The sequence below is a fragment of the Jeotgalibacillus sp. ET6 genome, assembly GCF_029667115.1.
Lineage (GTDB): Bacteria > Bacillota > Bacilli > Bacillales > Jeotgalibacillaceae > Jeotgalibacillus.
The window spans coordinates 704105-721601 of the sequence record NZ_JARUIU010000001.1 but is presented as its reverse complement, the minus strand read 5'-3'; the positions used below and the strand labels follow the sequence as shown (position 1 = coordinate 721601).

Below are 17497 nucleotides of genomic sequence, written 5' to 3'. Positions count from 1 at the left end.
AAGGGAAAAGTTGAGTATTGGGTCTTTCCGATTGTCGAATAGTAGAGTAAAATATGTAGTGTTCAAACTGCTTTCATATGAATGATTGCTACATAATTTTTTAAAAAAGGGAGGGTACTGTATGAATAAAAATCCTATTATACCATTTCTACTGATCATGGTACTTGGATTCGGCGTTGTGTTTTTTATGTCTATTCAAGGTCTGAATGAATCTGAAGAAGCAGCTGAAGAAGAAGGCGGCGGTGAAGAAGCAGGCGGGTCAGATTTTGATCCTGAAGCTCACTATCAATCCACCTGTATCGGCTGTCACGGTGAAAACTACGAAGGCGGAGCAGGTCCTGCTCTTGAAGGAGTCGGTGAGCGTCTGGAAGTAAGTGAAATTGCAGATATTATGCTGAACGGACAAGGTTCAATGCCTGGCGGCCAAGTGGATGAGGCAAATGCTGATGCTATGGCGGAATGGGTAGCTCAAATCGGTCTTGAAGAAGGCGGAGGAGAGGGCTCTGAAGAAGGCGGAGAAGAAGGCGCTGAAGAAGAAGGGTCTGAAGAAGAAGGATCTGAAGAAGAAGGCGGAGAAGAAGGTTCTGAGGAAGAAGGAGCTTAATCTCTCTTGACTTAAAAGATCTGATTTTCCAATTACGATTAAAGGGGCGGCCATAATAAATGGTGCGCCCTTTTATCTTTTTATACTGTGAAGAGGTGAAATAATGAATAGCAATCAGCTTTCTAAACGATTAACCGCAGTAGCATCTTTCGTCCCAAAAGGGTCTGTTACCGCAGACATTGGCTCTGATCATGCTTACCTGCCATGTTATTTAATACATAAAAAAATAGCGGTTTCCGCAATTGCAGGTGAAGTTGCTGAAGGTCCATTTCAGTCTGCCCTTAAACAAGTGGAGGACGATGGTCTAAAACAGGTAATCAATGTAAGAAAAGGAAGCGGTCTTTCTGTTTTAAACATTGGCGAAGTGGATGTCGTTACCATTGCAGGTATGGGCGGACCGCTAATTTCTCAAATACTGGAAGATGGAAAAAGTAAACTGCCCGGTGTACAGCGATTAATTCTTCAGCCCAATATTAGTGCTATTTCCATCAGGGACTGGCTGACCCGAAATCAATGGAAATTGATTGCCGAAGAAATTTTGGAGGAGGATGGCAAAGTATATGAGATTCTTGTGGCAGAACCATCGGAAAGGTTAATTGAGCTAACTTACGCAGACCGCCTCCTCGGCCCGTTTTTAGCAAAAGAAAATTCCGCTGTGTTTCAGCAAAAGTGGAATGAGGAATACAAGCAGTGGGAGCGGATCTTACGTCAGCTGACACAGGCGGAGCCATCCGAAATAATTGAAGCAAAGAAAGAAGAACTTAGAGAGAAAATGACGATTGTAAAGGAGGCATTGCGTTGAAAAAAGAAGCAAACGGATACCAGATAATTGAACTTTTTGAGCAGTTTTCACCTAAAAATCTTGCGATGGAAGGAGATCCTGGTGGTTTGCAGATCGGCAGACTGAATCAAAAGGTAAAAAAGGTGATGACAGCGCTTGATGTCCTGGAAGAAGTGGTGGACGAAGCAGTCAGAGAGGGTGTTAACCTGATTATCGCGCACCACCCAATCATTTACAGACCGCTTAAAACCATTCAAACTGATCTATCCTCAGGGCGGATCATCGCTAAGCTTATACAGCATGATATAGCGGTCTATGTGGCTCATACAAATCTGGATATAACAGATGGCGGTGTAAATGACTTGCTGGCTGAGCAGCTTAAGCTTTCAAATACTAAAGTTCTTGTCCCGACCACAGAAGATCGTTTGAAGAAAGTAGTTGTGTTTGCCCCGGAAAGCCACGCAGAACAAGTCAGGAAAGCAATGGCAGAGGCAGGAGCCGGTCAGGCGGGAGATTACTCTCACTGCAGTTTCACCTCTACTGGAACTGGACGCTTCATGCCGGCAGAAGGATCTGACCCCTTTATTGGATCAGTGAATGAACTGGAAGAAGTAAAAGAAACAAGAATTGAAACCATCCTGTTTGAATCAATAGAAAAAAAAGTTATACAGGCAATGCTGAAAGCCCACCCTTATGAAGAAGTGGCATATGATGTTTTTGAAGAATCAAGAAAAGGGCCTGAACGTGGGCTTGGCAGAGTTGGTACGCTGAATAAAAAGATGACGCTAAATGAGTTTACAGACTTTGTGAAAATCCAGTTTGATATCCCTGCCCTTAGATATGTAGGGGATCCTGCAACTTCTATTCAAAAGGTCGCTGTTCTTGGAGGAACCGGAAACAAATACATGAAAGCAGCAAAATTCAGCGGCGCCGATGTCTATGTTACGGGTGATGTGGATTATCATATTGCACATGATGCTGCCGCTCTGGGACTGTGTATTGTTGATCCTGGACATAATATAGAAAAAGTGATGAAAAATGGTACAGCAGAGGAAATGAAGAGACGATGTGAGGAAAAAGGATTCGATGTGGAATTTATCGCATCATCCATTCATACTGATCCTTTCTCTTTTAAATAAACAAATGAAATTGAAAAGGCTGCCAGATGGATAAGAAGTCCATCTGCCAGCCTGCTATATACTACTTTTTCATATCCTGCGTTTGTGCAGAATACGGCAATATTGTTATCGGTTTAGAAGGAGTCTTGATCCTAGGCAGTATCTTTGAAAGGGGCACTTTCTTTTCGTTCTGCCAGGTTGCTTTGTCATTTGGATCAAATTGATTAACGTAATTCATCACTTCTTTAACGATTGGGGTAGGTGTTGACGCACCTGCAGTAACCGCTACTGTTTGAGCACCCGTCAGCCATTCGGATTTTATCTCTGTGACATCAGCTACCCGGTAGGCTGGTGTACCTGCAATATCCTGTGAAACCTGTGCCAGCCGATTGGAGTTATTGCTCATAGGGTCGCCAACTACAATCAGAACATCTGCAGCCCCTGCCTGCTCAGCTACAGCTTCCTGTCTTACCTGTGTAGCCAGACAGATTTCTTTATGCTCCTCAGTCTGGGGGTACTTTTCCTTTACTTTTTCAATTACCTCAAGTACGTCCCATTGACTCATCGTCGTTTGATTCGTAACAATTATTTTTTCATTTGAAATGACGAGGGAGTCAACATCTGAAGGCGTTTCAATCAAATGGACAATGGATGGAGCCACGCCAACAGCACCTTCAGGCTCCGGGTGTCCTTTCTTGCCGATATAAACGACATCGTAGCCCTGCGATTCTTTTTCCCTGATCAAATCATGAGTCCTGGTCACATCGGGACAAGTTGCATCGATTGAAGTTAATCCTTTTTGTCTCGCGATCTCTCTTACTTCGGGAGAAACACCATGGGCAGTAAAAATAACGGTCCCTTTTTCTACTTTTTCCAGGATATCTTTCCTATTTTCACCGTCCAATGTAACGATGCCTTCTTCTTCAAATGCATCTGTAACATGCTTGTTATGCACGATCATTCCTAATATATAAATGGGTCTTGGCAGGGTTTTATCCATAGCGGCGTTTCTTGCGATCACCATAGCATCCACTACGCCGTAGCAGTAGCCTCGTGGTGTTATTTTAATTGTATTCATTAAAATCCTCCTACTTGAACGATCTGTATACGACCATTATAAAGGAGTTGCCCACTGCCTACAAATAATATTAGTCATTCTTACACATAGAGTTTGGGCACAGAGGTTTTCGGTTTTGCTGGCACCGGTTTATCCACGGCAGGCTCTAAAGATAGTTTCTCATCCTTTTCAATGAGCAGCAGACTGTCCTCTTTTTCAACGTCAGTTGAGAGATCTGTGTCATTTTCTTTATCTTCGCTATTGAGACTGCGATAGAGCTTCCACATAGCAGGAAAATTCCTAACAAGAGGTCCGTACTGCTGAATCATGGGAAGGGCCTGCTGCGCTGTTTGAATCATCTGCTGTGTACTGCCCACCCATTTTTGAATACTTGCCATCGAAAATGCACTTGTTGCTCCGCTGCCTGAACCAGATCCTCCAGACAGCAATGAAGCAATCCCCCTTGAAGAAGATTCTGGTGCATTTGAACCCGAATAAAAGGGGGTTATTGGGTTAGGAGAGGAGTTGCCTGCTCCCTGAAAAAGATTTCTCAGCCCCCCTTGGCTTTGCTGCTTTTGACGGCCGAAAGCTGAAAAAAGTCCTCTTTTTTGAGCAGGCTGCTGCCCTTGAGTAAAAGGAGATATTCCTCCGAAAGGAAAGCCGGATTGCCTGGAGTAATTTGAATTAAAAGGCTGATGCTGAGAGCGTAAACCAGCGGGCAGTTGAAACCCTGTATTTGAAATTTTTTGTCTCCGATTCATTATTTTCGCCTCGCTTTACATGGATGACTAATTCAGTATATGCAATTAGTAAGAAAGAGGAAGGGACGTCCATATATTCATTATCAAAAATCGTTTCTGGTGTTTTGGGATAAACTTGACTATAATAGAGTTTTGGACACATCCAAGATTCATTTGATCGAGGATAATGAAAAAGGAGTGATTGACAAATGTCACACGGTTTTACAAGATACGAATTTAACCCTTTTATAGATGATGCAATTAACGCTTTAGGTTTCCATGAACCAACACCTATTCAAGAGAAAATGATCCCTATGATTAAAAAGGGCCAAAGCGCAATTGGCCAATCACAGACTGGCACCGGAAAAACACATGCTTATCTGCTGCCCCTTCTTGATAAGATTGATCTTGAAAGAGAAGAAGTTCAGGTCGTTATTACTGCACCCACAAGAGAATTAGCTAAACAAATCCATCACGAAGCTGTAAAAATTACAGATCGCTTTAATCAATCGATTTCGAGCAAATGTTTTGTTGGTGGTACAGATAAACAACGCACCATCGATAAGCTTAAATCGCAGCCTCAGATAGTGGTAGGGACACCTGGAAGAATTAATGATCTTGTTAAGGAACAGGCTTTGTTTGTTCATACAGCTGGATCTATTGTCATTGATGAGGCAGATCTGATGCTTGAAATGGGATTTATCGAAGACGTAGACCAGATCGCGGCGAGAATGCCGGAAAATCTTCAAATACTTGTTTTCTCTGCGACGATCCCGGAGAAATTAAAACCTTTCCTGAAGAAATATATGGAAAACCCTCAATATGCCCATATTGAGCCGAAACAAATTCTTGCACAGAATATTGAATTTGTACTCGTTCCAAAAAAGAGTCGGAGTAAAATTGAAGTATTGCATGATGTGCTGCAATCGTTTAATCCATACTTGGCTATTGTGTTCACAAACACGAAAGCTAAGGCGGATGAAGTAGCAGATGCTTTACTTTCTAAAGGAATGAAGGTAGGAAGAGTCCACGGTGGACTGGCTGCCCGTGAACGGTCAAGAATGATGAAGCAGATCCGAGATCTTGAGTATCAATACATTATTGCGACTGATCTTGCAGCAAGAGGAATTGATATTCCAGGGGTCAGCCATGTGATTAATTTTGAACTGCCGACAGATCTGGACTTTTTTACACACCGCGTAGGGCGGACAGCTCGTGCAGGTCATTCTGGCGTTGCCGTTACACTGTATGAGCCGAGTGACGAGGATGCATTGAACCAGATTGAGAGAAAAGGAATCAGCTTCAAGCATCAGGAAGTGCGTAATGGCGAGTGGGTAGACCTGACGGAGCGTCATAAACGGACAAACCGTAAGAAAACAGAAAATGAAACAGATGCAAAAGCTAAATCACTTGTCAGAAAACCGAAAAAAGTAAAACCGGGATATAAAAAGAAAATGCAATTTAAGATGGACAAAATTAAAAAAAGAGAACGCCGCATTAAACGCCGCAACAACGATTAAATTATTTATCTGAAAGGAGATCGTCATGTTGAAAATCGGTTCCCACGTATCTATGGGCGGTAAAAAAATGCTGCTGGCTGCCAGCGAAGAAGCAGCATCTTACGGCTCTTCAACATTTATGATTTATACAGGCGCGCCTCAAAACACACGCCGGAAAGCCATTGAAGATCTAAATATTGAGGCAGGCGCAAAGCATATGAAAGAAAACGGCATCACTGATATTGTCGTTCACGCCCCTTACATTATTAATATCGGCAATACCTCAAAGCCTGAGACGTTTGAACTCGGAATCAACTTTCTTCGTTCTGAAACCGAGCGAACAGCCGCTCTGGGATCAAAACAAATTGTTCTCCATCCAGGTGCACATGTAGGAGCGGGGGAAGAAGCAGGCATTGCAAGAATTATTGAAGGCTTGAATGAAGTGATTACCAAAGACCAGGAAGTTCAGATTGCGCTTGAAACGATGGCGGGAAAAGGTTCTGAGTGCGGGAAGAGTTTTGAGGAAATTGCCAGAATCATTGATGGAGTAACTCATAATGAAAAGCTCTCCGTCTGTTTTGATACCTGCCATACCCATGATGCCGGCTACGATCTGGTTCATGATTTTGATGGAGTTTTAAATGAATTTGATAAAATGGTCGGTATTGACCGAATTAAGGTCGTCCATGTGAACGACAGTAAAAATGTCAGAGGCGCTGCCAAGGACCGCCATGAAAACATCGGCTTTGGGCATATCGGCTTTGACGCATTATCCTACATTGTTCATCATGAAGCCTTTAAAGATATTCCAAAGATCCTGGAAACTCCTTATGTCGGTGAAGATAAAAAAGATAAAAAACCTCCTTATAAATTCGAAATCAGCATGTTAAAAGAAAAAACGTTTAACCCTAAAGTACTCGAAGAAATTTTTAACCAATAAAAAATAAGCTGTGAGCTGAGACTCACAGCTTATTTTCATGCAGAAACGTTTGAACAATCGATTCCAACTTGCGTGAACGGGCAGTACCGAGTATCTCTTCGGTCCGTTTAAAAAGCATTGAGCGTTCTTTTTCATTGAAAAAATCAATTTTGTTCTGTTTTAAAAGACGTGCTAATATTTCACTTTCTCTATTTGTAAGTTTCAGATCAAAAGGAGCAGCATATCGTCTAAGCTCTTCAGCCGTGAGTTGATGCAGTTTTGTGTTTACAAATGTTTGCAGCCATTTCATATAATCGCCTCCTACCGTCACTGTATGCACAAGGCGCCTATAAGGTGAGAATAGAATCAAATCATTTACAAGCGGTGCGTTTTTGTGTATACTCAGTATTTGTAAATCGGAACGATTCTTGTTCGAAAGGGATGTTACTATGGAGTCATCCAATGTAATCGAGTTGAAAAATATACACTATCGCTATGATCGCGATCTGGTTCTGACAAATATTAATCTGGCTGTTCCTAAAGGTGCTTTTTTAGGAATTGTCGGACCCAATGGATCAGGGAAATCGACGATGCTAAAAATAATACTTGGTCTTCAAAAGCCAAGAAAAGGTTCTGTCGTGCTATTTGGACAGCAGCAATCTAAGTTTCGTGAGTGGGAAAGAATCGGCTACGTATCCCAAAAAGCGAATGCCTTTAATACAGGATTTCCTGCAACTGTTTATGAGGTGGTTGCAAGCGGGCTGACAAAAAAAGCGGGTTTATTCAGAATGATCGGGAACAAAAGAAGACCTCAAATTGAAAAAGCGATCCAGGCTGTCAGTATGGAGGAATTCATGGATCGCAATATTGGTGAATTATCCGGAGGACAGCAGCAAAGGGTGTTTATTGCACGTGCCATTGTAAGTGAACCCGATGTATTAATTCTGGATGAACCGACAGTTGGAGTAGATTCGAAAAATGTGCAGACATTTTATGATATGCTCGAGCGGCTGAATAAAGAGTTGTCTATTACATTAATGCTGGTTACACATGATATAGGCACGATTACAAACAAGGTTACGCACGTTGCCTGCTTGAACAATACGATGCATTTTCATGGAAGTACGGAGGATTTTGAACAGGTAAAAGACAATGAACTGTCACAGTTTTACGGACATGACGTTCAGCGTCTCCATCATGACCATGATCACTCCAATGAGGCACCGACCCTATGATTCAGGCGATATTTGAGTATGAGTTTTTACAGAATGCTTTTTTGACAGGTTTAATTATTGGTGTGATCGCCCCCTTGTTAGGCGCGTTTATTGTAGTAAGAAGACTGTCTTTGATCGCAGATGCCCTAAGTCATGTAACATTATCTGGCATTGCGGCAAGTTTATTTTTAAGTAAAACGTTTGTTGTTTTTAACGGTCTGAACCCGTTGTGGCTCGGAATGGGATTCTCTGTAGCAGGGTCTTTATTTATAGAGAGGCTCAGAACGGTTTATAAACATTACCAGGAGCTTGCCATACCGATCATTCTGTCCGGGGGAATTGGGATAGGTGTGATTTTTATTTCTCTGGCTGACGGATTTAATACGGACTTATTCAGCTATTTATTCGGAAGTGTCAGTGCAGTCAGCAGGAGTGATCTTTGGCTGATTCTTGCAATTGCTGTCACTGTAATTTCAGTCGTTATTTTATTATATAAAGAATTATTTTTGCTATCCTTTGATGAAGAGTACGGAAAAGCTTCCGGTTTATCCACCCGATTCCTTCATCTTGTCTTTATGATCATGGTGGCGCTTGTTATTGCGGCATCAATGAGGATTGTAGGCATTCTGCTTGTGTCCTCTTTAATGACACTTCCGGTAGCAGCTGCCATGAGGGTAGCCAGAGGCTTTAAGCAGACGATTTTCTTTTCCATAGCTTTTGGAGAAACAGCGGTTATCTTCGGGTTGTTCAGTGCTTTTTATCTTGATCTGGCGCCTGGTGGAACCATCGTTTTGTCCTCAATCCTGATTTTGTTGACAGCCATTGCTTTTAAAAAACTTCAGGCCATGAGAAAATAAGACAGGGGTGATCCACAAATGAATGTAACCTATGCAATGCAGCTTTTAAAAGATAAAGGTTATAAGCATACCGGCAAGCGGGAATTTATGCTTGAATATTTTGCTAAGCATGACAGATACATGACAGCTAGAGAAGTACTCGAAGCGATGAATCATGATTATAAAGGGTTGAGCTTTGACACGATCTACAGAAATCTTTCGCTGTTTGAAGAGCTCGGCATTTTGGAAGAAACAGAATTGTCCGGAGAGCGTCACTTTCGCTTTACATGCAAAAGCCACGAACATCATCATCACTTTATTTGCATGGACTGCGGAAAGACAAAGGAAATTCATACCTGTCCCATGATTGATTTAAGCGAAAATTTGAATGGTTATAATGTTTCGGGACATAAATTTGAAATTTATGGTACTTGTCCGGAATGTCAACAATAAAAAGAGCTTGGGACAAAAGTGTCTCAAGCTCTACGACCGGTTCACTTCGCTTCAGGCGGACGCTTTCCGCAGGGACGGCGCTGAGCCTTTTCAGGGCCTTGCCCTGTAAAGTCTCAGCTTGCCGTCACATCCTGGAGGAGTCGCCACCTTACGCTACGCTCACCTACTACTAATAATATATCCTCATTTTATAAACTTTTTTGAGTTTAGTCCCAGGCTTATTTATTTTTACGTTGTTTTAAGAAGCCAGTCGTTCACCCAGTTTTTTGCATCCAGCCAGTTATTTACCCGGATCACTCCCTGAGGTATAGGCTCCCGGTTATAAGGGGTATCAAACAGAATCACCGGAATATCGCATTCTTCATGAATCATGACCGCATTATCATGCTTGTCCTCAAAGAAAATATCCACGTTGAACTTCTGCGCAGTTTTTACTTTATCATGCGATCCAATCAACTCTATATGGTCGTATCGAATATTTTTTTCCAGAAACCAATTCATCGTTAAATCAATATGCTTATAACTTCTTGCGCTGATAAAAAATAATTCATGATCGTCCTTCCACTGCTCTAAAATTTCATCTGCATGCTGGACAACAGGAGACGAAGAATAAATGGCAGGCTCCGCTTTCAAAAACCATTTCGAAAAAGCATCCGGCGAAATATCAGGAAGCGCTTTGGTTAAATCATATTCTGTCAAATCATCCAGCGACAATGATTTGTCAAATGCTTCGTTAATATGCGGTATAAGGGAAGTAGGGCATGTTACAGTTCCGTCAATATCTATTCCAAATCGTTTAGTCATTCAACAAAACTCCTTTGCATTCATTCATTTATTGTAGCATAAATACTCCTGAAAAAATTCATCAATAGGAGAGACGACATTTGCTCATACTAAGACTGCCGAATGGGCAGGAATGGAGGTGACGTAAATGTATGAAGAAGAAAAAAATCAGACGGGTTTGGAAAAAGTTCATGAAAGAACTTCCTACAACCAGGAGATGGCCAGTGAACTGGCTCAAGTAAACGTTGGGCGAGAGCAGTCCTATGCGAATAACAATGAACCCTCTCGTGATGGAAAAATAGAAAATACAAACAAAGGAACATGGCTCGGGTTATCTTCCCTCATCGCTGGGATCATTGCTTTCTTTACCTCACCGGTGATATTTGGTTTAATTGCGATTGTCCTTGGTTTCATTGCACGAAAAGCGGGAAGCACCAAAGCGTCGGGCTGGGGTATTGGTCTTGGAACAGCAGCCGTGTTTTTCGGATTTTTAATTGCCCCTTTTTTCTAATAAAAATCGGACCGACAGCACACCGTCGAGTCCGATTGTTTAATCTATTCAAAATTCAGATGTAGGCTTTTTACGCATTTTAAGACAAAGCGGCAGCTTCAGCTTCTTCCCGCTGCTTTTTATAATGCTCTTCGGCCAATTTGTCAATTTCAATCTTTAATTCTTCAACCATCGTTTCTTCAGGTACTTTGCGAACCGTTTTTCCTTTCATGAAAAGGAGTCCCTCGCCGCGAGCACCAGCAATTCCTATATCTGCTTCCCGGGCTTCACCGGGTCCATTCACAGCGCAGCCTAGAACGGCAACTTTAATAGGGGCTTTTATAGTTGAAATATACTCTTCCACTTCATTCGCAATGGAAATTAAGTCGATTTCAATACGCCCGCATGTAGGACATGAAATGAGTGTGGCGGCATTTGACGCTAATCCAAAGGATTTAAGCAATTCGCGTGCTACTTTAACTTCTTCAACCGGGTCCGCACTGAGCGAGATCCGCAGTGTATTCCCGATACCTTTACTCAGTATAGCGCCAAGACCGGCAGCACTTTTAACTGTTCCTGCAAAGAGTGTACCTGATTCTGTGATGCCAAGGTGAAGTGGATAGTCAAATGCACGTGACGCTTTTTCATAGGCTTCTATTGCCAGATTGACGTCTGATGCTTTCATGGAAACTATAATATCATAAAAATCAAGATCTTCAAGAATTTTTATGTGATGCAGGGCGCTTTCCACCATGCCGTCTGCTGTTGGATAGCCATATTTCTCGACAATCTTCCGCTCCAGGCTTCCTGCGTTCACCCCAATCCGGATAGGGATGTTTTTAGCTTTGGCGGCCTTCACAACAGCTTCCACTTTTTCTCTTCTTCCTATATTGCCGGGATTAATCCGAATCTTGTCTGCTCCGCCTTCAATTGCTTTAAGGGCCAGCTTATAGTCAAAATGTATATCTACAACAAGAGGGATATTAATTTGTCTTTTAATATCAGCAATGGCATCTGCTGCACGTTCATCAGGACATGCGACTCTGACTACCTGGCAGCCTGCTTCTTCTAAACGATGTATTTCAGCTACTGTTGCTTCAACATCATGTGTTTTGGTTGTTGTCATACTTTGAATAAATAGTTCGTTGCTTCCGCCAATGGTCAGATCACCGACTTTGACTGGTCTTGTTTTTGAACGATGTATGATGTCACTCAAGTGTCATTCGCTCCCTTTTTGTATACTTGCTTTCCTATTGTAGCTGATTCTCTATTATTTTAACAGTCTTCAATTACGGATGACAAGAAATAGAGTGCAGACAGTTTCACTTTGCAATAGGAAGCAAATATTGTTCTCCAGCCACGATTTTATGTGGAGGCAATCCTCCGTTCAGCATTGTGAATTCCTGAGAGAGTGTGTCAATGTTAAAAGTCACCGGCAATATATCATGACGTTTCATCATACTGATAAGGGTATCCCCTGGCTTAGCCTCCGCCTCAATGCTTGTCATATCAATAGTTTCACTATCCAATTCATGAATAATTGTCCCTTGTGTAAAATCCGCATATCCAATATACATAATGAGCATGATCAACAAAGCGAAAATCATTTTTTTCATTTTATCACCCCATATCTTTCTACTGAAAGATATGGCTGAATGAATTTTATAGACCTTCTTTACAGCAAATTAATATTTATGCCATCAAAACTTTAAAAACTAATGAGAAAATAGACCCATATCATTTAGGGGGTTATTTGTATCATGAAGTTTAAACGAAACGGAAGAAAAGCAGCTGAACTTATTAAGAAAATTCCATTACCTAAAAGACGCGGCTTTTCTCTTAAAACCAGGCTCCTGGTCCCTTTGCTGGCAATTGTATTTACCTCTACGTCTATTATCGGTTATCAGAGCTATTCAGCATCTGTAGAGAGAACAACTGAGTTAGTCGAACAAAGACTGATGAGAGAAGTTACTTTATCTAATGAAATTATTCGCAATTCTATGCTTATGCATGTTGGAAATGAGGAGGCATTTATAAAGCAGGTTAATCAGGCAGCAGAGCAACAAAAAGCGAACCTCGGTCAGGACGAGTTATTTGCAGAAATTTTTCTCCTGCAGGAAGGGGAATCTTCCGGCTTGGGCCGAAAAGCTGCCAACTTTACGCTCTCTGCTGAGACAATACATGAAATTAAAGAAAAAAAGAAAGGAATTATTCACAAAAATGAAAATGGAAGGGATTATACATTTGCATTTTTTAATGTGCAGGAATTAAAAGGAGAGTATGTTATAGCAATTCCTCAGGAAAATTATCTGAGTCAGCAGCAGGAACTTGCAAAATCTATTCTTTTCCTGCTTCTGATTGCAATGATTATTACCTTTTTGCTGACCACCTGGATTGTTCACTCAATATCAAAGCCTATTCAGCTGCTTCAAAAAGATATGAAGGCAGTTAGAGAAGGATTTATCCAAAAGGATAGAGGTGAATTGAAAACATCAATACCAGAGATCATTTCTCTTAATGTAAGCTTTTCAGTTATGATGGATCATATTTCCCTGCTAATTAGTAATTTAAAAAGAACAAGCACGAATCTGTCATCAGTAGGAGGAGAACTAAAAAGCGCATCAGAAGAACTTGTGTTAAATAATGTTCCCATGAAGAAAAACGTCTCCCAGATGAAAAACGGGGCTGAATTAACATTTGAGCAATCAGGTTTAAGCCTGGATCATTTTAACCAGATGAATATCCATTTAACGAATATGATGAACCAAATGGAACAGTTGATTATTAATACGGAAAAAATGAAGAACTCGAGAAAAACTGGAGAACAGAGCATTGATCTTATAACAGGATCGATGACAGAATTCGTACAGAAACTGACTCCGTTTTCAGAAGTGATCCATGATATAGAACAGCAGTCCGAAGAAGTAAGTAAAGTTGTTGCGTTTATTAATGACATTGCTGAGAACACAAAGCTGCTGGCATTAAATGCTGCTATTGAAGCTGCAAGAGCAGGTGAAGCAGGATCAGGATTTGCTGTAGTAGCCAAAGAAGTAAGAACGCTTGCAGAAAAAGCAGCTGAGGCTACAGATTCTATTTCGGGTTCATTATTTAAAATGAAAAAAATGACTAGTCATGCTGTCGAACAATTCCATGAAATAGAAGAATTATCAATTTTAAAAGTCCGTGATGCTCATACGAAAAGAAAAGCATTTGATAAAATGATGGAGGAGATGAGCCTTGCTGAATCCGGACTGAATGAATTAAAAGAACATACTCAAACGGTTCAAAAAACAATGCCTGCAGTTAAAGAGGCAACAGAATCCGTTTCTGCAATTGCAAAATCGGCAAACTATAATGCAGAGCTGGTGGATGCTGAATTTGCCGCTCAGGAAACCAGAATGCTCGAAGCAGCAGAGCTGGGAAACCGGTTAGCTCAAATCTCTTCAGAACTTGATGAGTTAAGCAATTCTAATTTACTGCAGGAGGAAGGTCCTTCACGAGAGAATCCAAAGAAACGATTTAAATGGAACCGGCTAAAAAAAGCATCCTGAACGATACAGGATGCTTTCTTTTTTTTATGAGACGTTCTTTTTAACCGGTATTTCTTTAATGGAAAGGTAAATCATAATGGATGTTACTAACCAGTTAATTAAGCTGCCTGCCGGTATTGTGGAACCAATAAGTGAGAAAATGGTAAAAAACACAGTTGGCAAAGTGAGGCTATAAGCGGTAATGCGAAAGCTGTGGCGGTAGGATAATTTTCTCTCAAGAATTCTTGCGATAAACAAGCCTAATGCCGAAAATAGCAGAACTTTGATAAATAAGAAACCTGTAGAAATTACGTACATAACAAAAAAGATAAAAAAGTAAAGGATCCCCTTCGCTCCATCAAGAGACGATAGTAAATCCGTTAATCCATCTGTGCTGAAATTAATGCCCGTAAACATGGAATAAGGATACTGCTGAATTTGAGGACCGAAAGAAAAAACAGCTTCCTCCTGAAGAAGTGCTAACGTATTTGCTTCTCCAATTAAATCGTTCGCTTCAATCGTACCTGAGTCATCTACAATTACTGTTAAATCCGATCGAGTAACAGTAACTGGTTCTTCATTGGACGCATTAAGGCTGCCATCCTGAACCTCAAAAGAAGGAAGTTCATTTTGAAGTAATTGTTCCCCTTCATCAAATAACGTGCTGCCAAGCTGGGTTACTTGAATGATAACGGGAATTAAAGAAATAATAGCAAGGAAAAACAAAAAGAGAATCGTTTTGCCGATCCCCTGAAATCGAAATCTTGCAATATCCTTGGGAGAGTAAAGGCTTTTCCAGAATTGCTTAAACAAATTCATAACAGGATGTCCTCCTATATCTATTCTAAGTCCATTCTATATTTTAATCGTTCAACGCACGAATTCAAACATAAAAAGTTTGTGAACAATTTATAATTTTCAACTTTTTGTAACATAAATGTAATATTAGTCGGTCTTTATTAACCGATTGTAAATTTTATCGAAAAAGTGTTTACTTAAAGCATAAAAAGAATTAATAATTGTAGAGGGTTTTCAAGAAATTTGTCTAAATATGTTTAACAGGGGTTGAAATGATGGAAGTGAATTGGCAGGAAGTATTCTTTCAATTTATTGGAGGATTGGGTATCTTTCTCTTTGGTCTTAAATATATGGGAGATGGTTTGCAGAGATCTGCTGGGGACCGGCTAAGAGAAATTTTAGATCGATTTACGACAAATCCCTTTATGGGCGTACTTGCAGGTATTTTCGTAACAATCCTTCTGCAAACAAGTACTGGAACAACCGTTATTACGATTGGTCTTGTAAGTGCAGGATTTATGACCTTAAGACAAGCTATCGGTGTTATTATGGGTGCAAACATTGGTACAACCGTTACGGCTTTTATTATCGGAATTGATATTGGAGAATATGCACTGCCGATCGCGGCACTTGGTGCACTGCTCCTGTTTTTTATAAAAAATAATAAAGTAAATAATGCAGGCCAGGTTATTTTTGGTTTTGGTCTGCTATTTTACGGTCTTGAATTAATGAGCGGCGGGATGAAGCCGCTTCGTGAACTTCAAGCGTTTATTGATTTAACACAAAGTATGAGTGAAATACCGGTTCTTGGCGTTATAGTCGGTACGGTCTTTACAATGATTGTACAAAGTTCAAGTGCCACGATTGGCGTACTTCAAGGACTATATGCAGAGAATTTAATTTCTCTTGATGCAGCTATTCCGGTTCTTTTTGGGGATAATATCGGAACTACAATCACAGCAGTACTGGCTGCTATTGGAGCTTCTGTTGCTGCTAAGCGTGCAGCAGCAGTTCATGTACTTTTTAATATTATTGGTACAATTATCTTTATGCTCCTGCTGGCGCCTTTTACCTGGTTCATAACGTGGATCGATCAGTTCCTGCAATTGGAACCAGCGATGCAGATTGCATTTGCGCATGGTACCTTCAATGTAACCAATACAATAGTTCAATTTCCGTTTATCGCTTTACTGGCTGTTATAGTGACTAAGATTATTCCAGGAAAAGATGTTGTGGTTGAATTTAAACCAAAACACCTTGACCCTCACTTTATTGAACAGTCACCATCTATTGCGCTCGGTCAGGCAAAAGAAGAAGTACTGCGAATGGGATCATTTGCTGTACAAGGATTAAATGAATCGTTTGAATACCTGAAAACGAAGAACACGAAACATGCGGAGCTTGGCTACCAGATTGAGGACGCGATCAATAACTTAGATAATAAGATTACGGATTATCTGGTTCAGCTTTCAAGCGCTTCTTTATCTGCTGCTGAATCTGAAAGACATTCCAACTTAATGGACTCTGTTCGGGATATTGAACGAATAGGCGACCATTTTGAAAATATTATCGAATTAGTGGATTACCAGCAGTCTAATAAAGTTAAGATGACTGAAGAAGCCATGGAAGATTTAAGAGAAATGTTTACGCTGACCATTGACGCAGTATCAAGTTCCATTGAGGCACTCGATCAAAATGATCAGGCAATTGCACGAGATGTTGCTGAAAAAGAAGATCTTATTGATAAAATGGAACGCAAATTCAGAAAGAAACATATTTTACGACTGAATGAAGGTCAATGTTCAGGGCAGTCAGGAATTGTTTTTGTGGATATTGTTTCAAATCTTGAGAGAATCGGCGATCACGCTGTTAATATTGCTGAAGCTGTTTTAGGGCTAAGAAAATAAAAGTGTAGAGAGGGGAGCGGTTCAGCTCTTCTCTTTTTTTTATTCTTCGCTGAACTGAAGGCTACAGTAAGACAGTTAACATGCAGCTTTCAACTTGCTTCTGGTATATTAAATTGTAGAGAGGGGGAAACGCGTTGGAAATTATGTACTGGGTGTTGATTAGTCTGGTGTTCCTGATTGCGTTCATAGGATTAATTTATCCCATCATACCAAGTGTTATTTTTATCTTAGCAGGATTTCTTTTATATGGACTCTTTTTTTCGTTTGATCCGTTTAACTGGCTGTTTTGGACCATCCAGATTTTATTAGTCATTTTGCTTTTTGGTGCAGATTATGTTTCAAACTTATTTGGGGTTAAAAGATTTGGAGGTTCTTCTGCAGGTATTTGGGGAAGCACGATCGGTCTTTTAGTCGGTCCATTTGTTCTGCCACTGATCGGAATTATTGCTGGTCCATTTATAGGCGCTGTAGCCGGCGAATTGCTGGTGAATAGAACACCTTTTAAACAAGCAGTAAAAATTGGATTTGGATCTTTAATAGGATTCGTCACATCGGTTGTGACAAAAGGGGCTGTTCAATTATTTATGATCGTATATTTTTTATTTGCCGTCCTTTAATGATTAATCTTAGTTGTCTTGGGTAATTTAAAAGGGAAGGGCAAAAAGCAAAGCAAAAAAATTGAAGAATGATTCAGGATTTGATACGCTAAGTTCTGAAGTTAACGAATCATTTGATGATTCGACTAATTTACATAAGGAGGAATTTAAT

At 40.6% G+C, this 17497-nt stretch carries 19 protein-coding genes; 12 read left to right on the top strand and 7 right to left on the bottom strand.

Translation table 11 applies throughout. The features are described 5' to 3' along the window. Window positions 1–121: 121 nt before the first annotated feature. The 3 genes from cccA to P6709_RS03670 all read left to right on the top strand — a co-directional run bounded on the left by cccA (window position 122) and on the right by P6709_RS03670 (window position 2524). Window positions 122–604: a cytochrome c550 gene (cccA, locus tag P6709_RS03680; RefSeq protein WP_336618979.1), complete on the top strand. Its 483-nt coding sequence runs from the start codon at window positions 122–124 to the stop codon at window positions 602–604. 103 nt (window positions 605–707) lie between these two features. Further along, complete coding sequence (locus P6709_RS03675) at window positions 708–1406, top strand: tRNA (adenine(22)-N(1))-methyltransferase (protein WP_278239524.1); 699 nt, start codon at window positions 708–710, stop codon at window positions 1404–1406. Next, window positions 1403–2524 (top strand): Nif3-like dinuclear metal center hexameric protein, encoded by a 1122-nt coding sequence (locus P6709_RS03670; RefSeq protein ID WP_278239523.1) that lies wholly within the window; start codon window positions 1403–1405, stop codon window positions 2522–2524. The genes P6709_RS03675 and P6709_RS03670 overlap by 4 nt, the downstream gene beginning before the upstream one ends. A gap of 61 nt (window positions 2525–2585) precedes the next feature. On the opposite strand, the gene P6709_RS03665 is transcribed toward P6709_RS03670, so the two are convergent. Next, a complete protein-coding gene (locus tag P6709_RS03665; RefSeq protein ID WP_278239522.1) occupies window positions 2586–3581 on the bottom strand; it encodes a 4-hydroxy-3-methylbut-2-enyl diphosphate reductase in 996 nt (331 codons plus the stop codon). 80 nt (window positions 3582–3661) lie between these two features. Then, the gene (gene vrrA / locus P6709_RS03660) at window positions 3662–4321 is read right to left on the bottom strand and encodes a VrrA/YqfQ family protein (RefSeq protein ID WP_278239521.1); all 660 of its coding nucleotides are present in this window, start codon (window positions 4319–4321) and stop codon (window positions 3662–3664) included. A 188-nt stretch (window positions 4322–4509) separates the two neighbouring features. Here vrrA and P6709_RS03655 point away from each other — a divergent pair, with 188 nt between their 5' ends. Next, window positions 4510–5820, top strand: coding sequence for a DEAD/DEAH box helicase (locus P6709_RS03655; RefSeq protein ID WP_278239520.1), 1311 nt, complete (start codon window positions 4510–4512; stop codon window positions 5818–5820). Window positions 5821–5845: 25 nt separating this feature from the next. After that, window positions 5846–6739 carry a deoxyribonuclease IV gene (locus tag P6709_RS03650; RefSeq protein ID WP_278239519.1) on the top strand — a complete coding sequence of 298 codons (894 nt, stop codon included), beginning with the start codon at window positions 5846–5848 and terminating at the stop codon, window positions 6737–6739. Window positions 6740–6761: 22 nt separating this feature from the next. On the opposite strand, the gene P6709_RS03645 is transcribed toward P6709_RS03650, so the two are convergent. Beyond that, the gene (locus P6709_RS03645) at window positions 6762–7028 is read right to left on the bottom strand and encodes a DUF2624 family protein (protein WP_278239518.1); all 267 of its coding nucleotides are present in this window, start codon (window positions 7026–7028) and stop codon (window positions 6762–6764) included. A gap of 139 nt (window positions 7029–7167) precedes the next feature. Here P6709_RS03645 and P6709_RS03640 point away from each other — a divergent pair, with 139 nt between their 5' ends. The 3 genes from P6709_RS03640 to P6709_RS03630 are packed head-to-tail and all read left to right on the top strand — an operon-like array spanning window position 7168 to window position 9221. Next, on the top strand, window positions 7168–7953 hold the full coding sequence (locus P6709_RS03640; protein WP_278239517.1) for a metal ABC transporter ATP-binding protein: 786 nt from the start codon (window positions 7168–7170) through the stop codon (window positions 7951–7953). Beyond that, entirely contained in the window at window positions 7950–8789 is an 840-nt protein-coding gene (locus tag P6709_RS03635) for a metal ABC transporter permease (RefSeq protein WP_278239516.1), read from the top strand. Before P6709_RS03640 ends, P6709_RS03635 begins: the two co-directional genes overlap by 4 nt. 18 nt (window positions 8790–8807) lie before the next feature. Continuing rightward, window positions 8808–9221 carry a Fur family transcriptional regulator gene (locus P6709_RS03630; RefSeq protein WP_278239515.1) on the top strand — a complete coding sequence of 138 codons (414 nt, stop codon included), beginning with the start codon at window positions 8808–8810 and terminating at the stop codon, window positions 9219–9221. 228 nt (window positions 9222–9449) lie between these two features. On the opposite strand, the gene P6709_RS03625 is transcribed toward P6709_RS03630, so the two are convergent. After that, window positions 9450–10025: a hypothetical protein gene (locus P6709_RS03625; RefSeq protein WP_278239514.1), complete on the bottom strand. Its 576-nt coding sequence runs from the start codon at window positions 10023–10025 to the stop codon at window positions 9450–9452. A gap of 127 nt (window positions 10026–10152) precedes the next feature. On the opposite strand from P6709_RS03625, the gene P6709_RS03620 reads away from it, so the two are divergent. Beyond that, window positions 10153–10515 (top strand): DUF4190 domain-containing protein, encoded by a 363-nt coding sequence (locus P6709_RS03620; protein WP_278239513.1) that lies wholly within the window; start codon window positions 10153–10155, stop codon window positions 10513–10515. Window positions 10516–10594: 79 nt separating this feature from the next. On the opposite strand, the gene ispG is transcribed toward P6709_RS03620, so the two are convergent. Further along, window positions 10595–11710: a flavodoxin-dependent (E)-4-hydroxy-3-methylbut-2-enyl-diphosphate synthase gene (ispG, locus tag P6709_RS03615; protein ID WP_442905289.1), complete on the bottom strand. Its 1116-nt coding sequence runs from the start codon at window positions 11708–11710 to the stop codon at window positions 10595–10597. 106 nt (window positions 11711–11816) lie between these two features. After that, window positions 11817–12110: a hypothetical protein gene (locus P6709_RS03610; RefSeq protein WP_278239512.1), complete on the bottom strand. Its 294-nt coding sequence runs from the start codon at window positions 12108–12110 to the stop codon at window positions 11817–11819. Window positions 12111–12254: 144 nt separating this feature from the next. On the opposite strand from P6709_RS03610, the gene P6709_RS03605 reads away from it, so the two are divergent. Then, on the top strand, window positions 12255–14045 hold the full coding sequence (locus tag P6709_RS03605; protein WP_278239511.1) for a methyl-accepting chemotaxis protein: 1791 nt from the start codon (window positions 12255–12257) through the stop codon (window positions 14043–14045). 24 nt (window positions 14046–14069) lie between these two features. Here P6709_RS03605 and P6709_RS03600 read toward each other — a convergent pair whose 3' ends face one another. Further along, entirely contained in the window at window positions 14070–14843 is a 774-nt protein-coding gene (locus tag P6709_RS03600; protein ID WP_278239510.1) for a DUF1189 domain-containing protein, read from the bottom strand. A gap of 254 nt (window positions 14844–15097) precedes the next feature. Here P6709_RS03600 and P6709_RS03595 point away from each other — a divergent pair, with 254 nt between their 5' ends. Further along, window positions 15098–16729 (top strand): Na/Pi cotransporter family protein, encoded by a 1632-nt coding sequence (locus P6709_RS03595; RefSeq protein ID WP_278239509.1) that lies wholly within the window; start codon window positions 15098–15100, stop codon window positions 16727–16729. A 134-nt stretch (window positions 16730–16863) separates the two neighbouring features. Next, complete coding sequence (locus tag P6709_RS03590; RefSeq protein WP_278239508.1) at window positions 16864–17346, top strand: DUF456 domain-containing protein; 483 nt, start codon at window positions 16864–16866, stop codon at window positions 17344–17346. The last annotated feature ends 151 nt before the right edge of the window (window positions 17347–17497 follow it).

What these genes read in the sequence shown, in the direction of transcription:
- cccA (WP_336618979.1), top strand. Translation starts at nt 122, where the DNA reads ATGAATAAAAATCCTATTATACCATTTCTACTGATCATGGTACTTGGA.
- P6709_RS03675 (WP_278239524.1), top strand. Translation starts at nt 708, where the DNA reads ATGAATAGCAATCAGCTTTCTAAACGATTAACCGCAGTAGCATCTTTC.
- P6709_RS03665 (WP_278239522.1), bottom strand. Translation starts at nt 3,581, where the DNA reads ATGAATACAATTAAAATAACACCACGAGGCTACTGCTACGGCGTAGTG.
- vrrA (WP_278239521.1), bottom strand. Translation starts at nt 4,321, where the DNA reads ATGAATCGGAGACAAAAAATTTCAAATACAGGGTTTCAACTGCCCGCT.
- P6709_RS03655 (WP_278239520.1), top strand. Translation starts at nt 4,510, where the DNA reads ATGTCACACGGTTTTACAAGATACGAATTTAACCCTTTTATAGATGAT.
- P6709_RS03650 (WP_278239519.1), top strand. Translation starts at nt 5,846, where the DNA reads ATGTTGAAAATCGGTTCCCACGTATCTATGGGCGGTAAAAAAATGCTG.
- P6709_RS03645 (WP_278239518.1), bottom strand. Translation starts at nt 7,028, where the DNA reads ATGAAATGGCTGCAAACATTTGTAAACACAAAACTGCATCAACTCACG.
- P6709_RS03640 (WP_278239517.1), top strand. Translation starts at nt 7,168, where the DNA reads ATGGAGTCATCCAATGTAATCGAGTTGAAAAATATACACTATCGCTAT.
- P6709_RS03635 (WP_278239516.1), top strand. Translation starts at nt 7,950, where the DNA reads ATGATTCAGGCGATATTTGAGTATGAGTTTTTACAGAATGCTTTTTTG.
- P6709_RS03630 (WP_278239515.1), top strand. Translation starts at nt 8,808, where the DNA reads ATGAATGTAACCTATGCAATGCAGCTTTTAAAAGATAAAGGTTATAAG.
- P6709_RS03625 (WP_278239514.1), bottom strand. Translation starts at nt 10,025, where the DNA reads ATGACTAAACGATTTGGAATAGATATTGACGGAACTGTAACATGCCCT.
- P6709_RS03620 (WP_278239513.1), top strand. Translation starts at nt 10,153, where the DNA reads ATGTATGAAGAAGAAAAAAATCAGACGGGTTTGGAAAAAGTTCATGAA.
- P6709_RS03610 (WP_278239512.1), bottom strand. Translation starts at nt 12,110, where the DNA reads ATGAAAAAAATGATTTTCGCTTTGTTGATCATGCTCATTATGTATATT.
- P6709_RS03605 (WP_278239511.1), top strand. Translation starts at nt 12,255, where the DNA reads ATGAAGTTTAAACGAAACGGAAGAAAAGCAGCTGAACTTATTAAGAAA.
- P6709_RS03600 (WP_278239510.1), bottom strand. Translation starts at nt 14,843, where the DNA reads ATGAATTTGTTTAAGCAATTCTGGAAAAGCCTTTACTCTCCCAAGGAT.
- P6709_RS03595 (WP_278239509.1), top strand. Translation starts at nt 15,098, where the DNA reads ATGGAAGTGAATTGGCAGGAAGTATTCTTTCAATTTATTGGAGGATTG.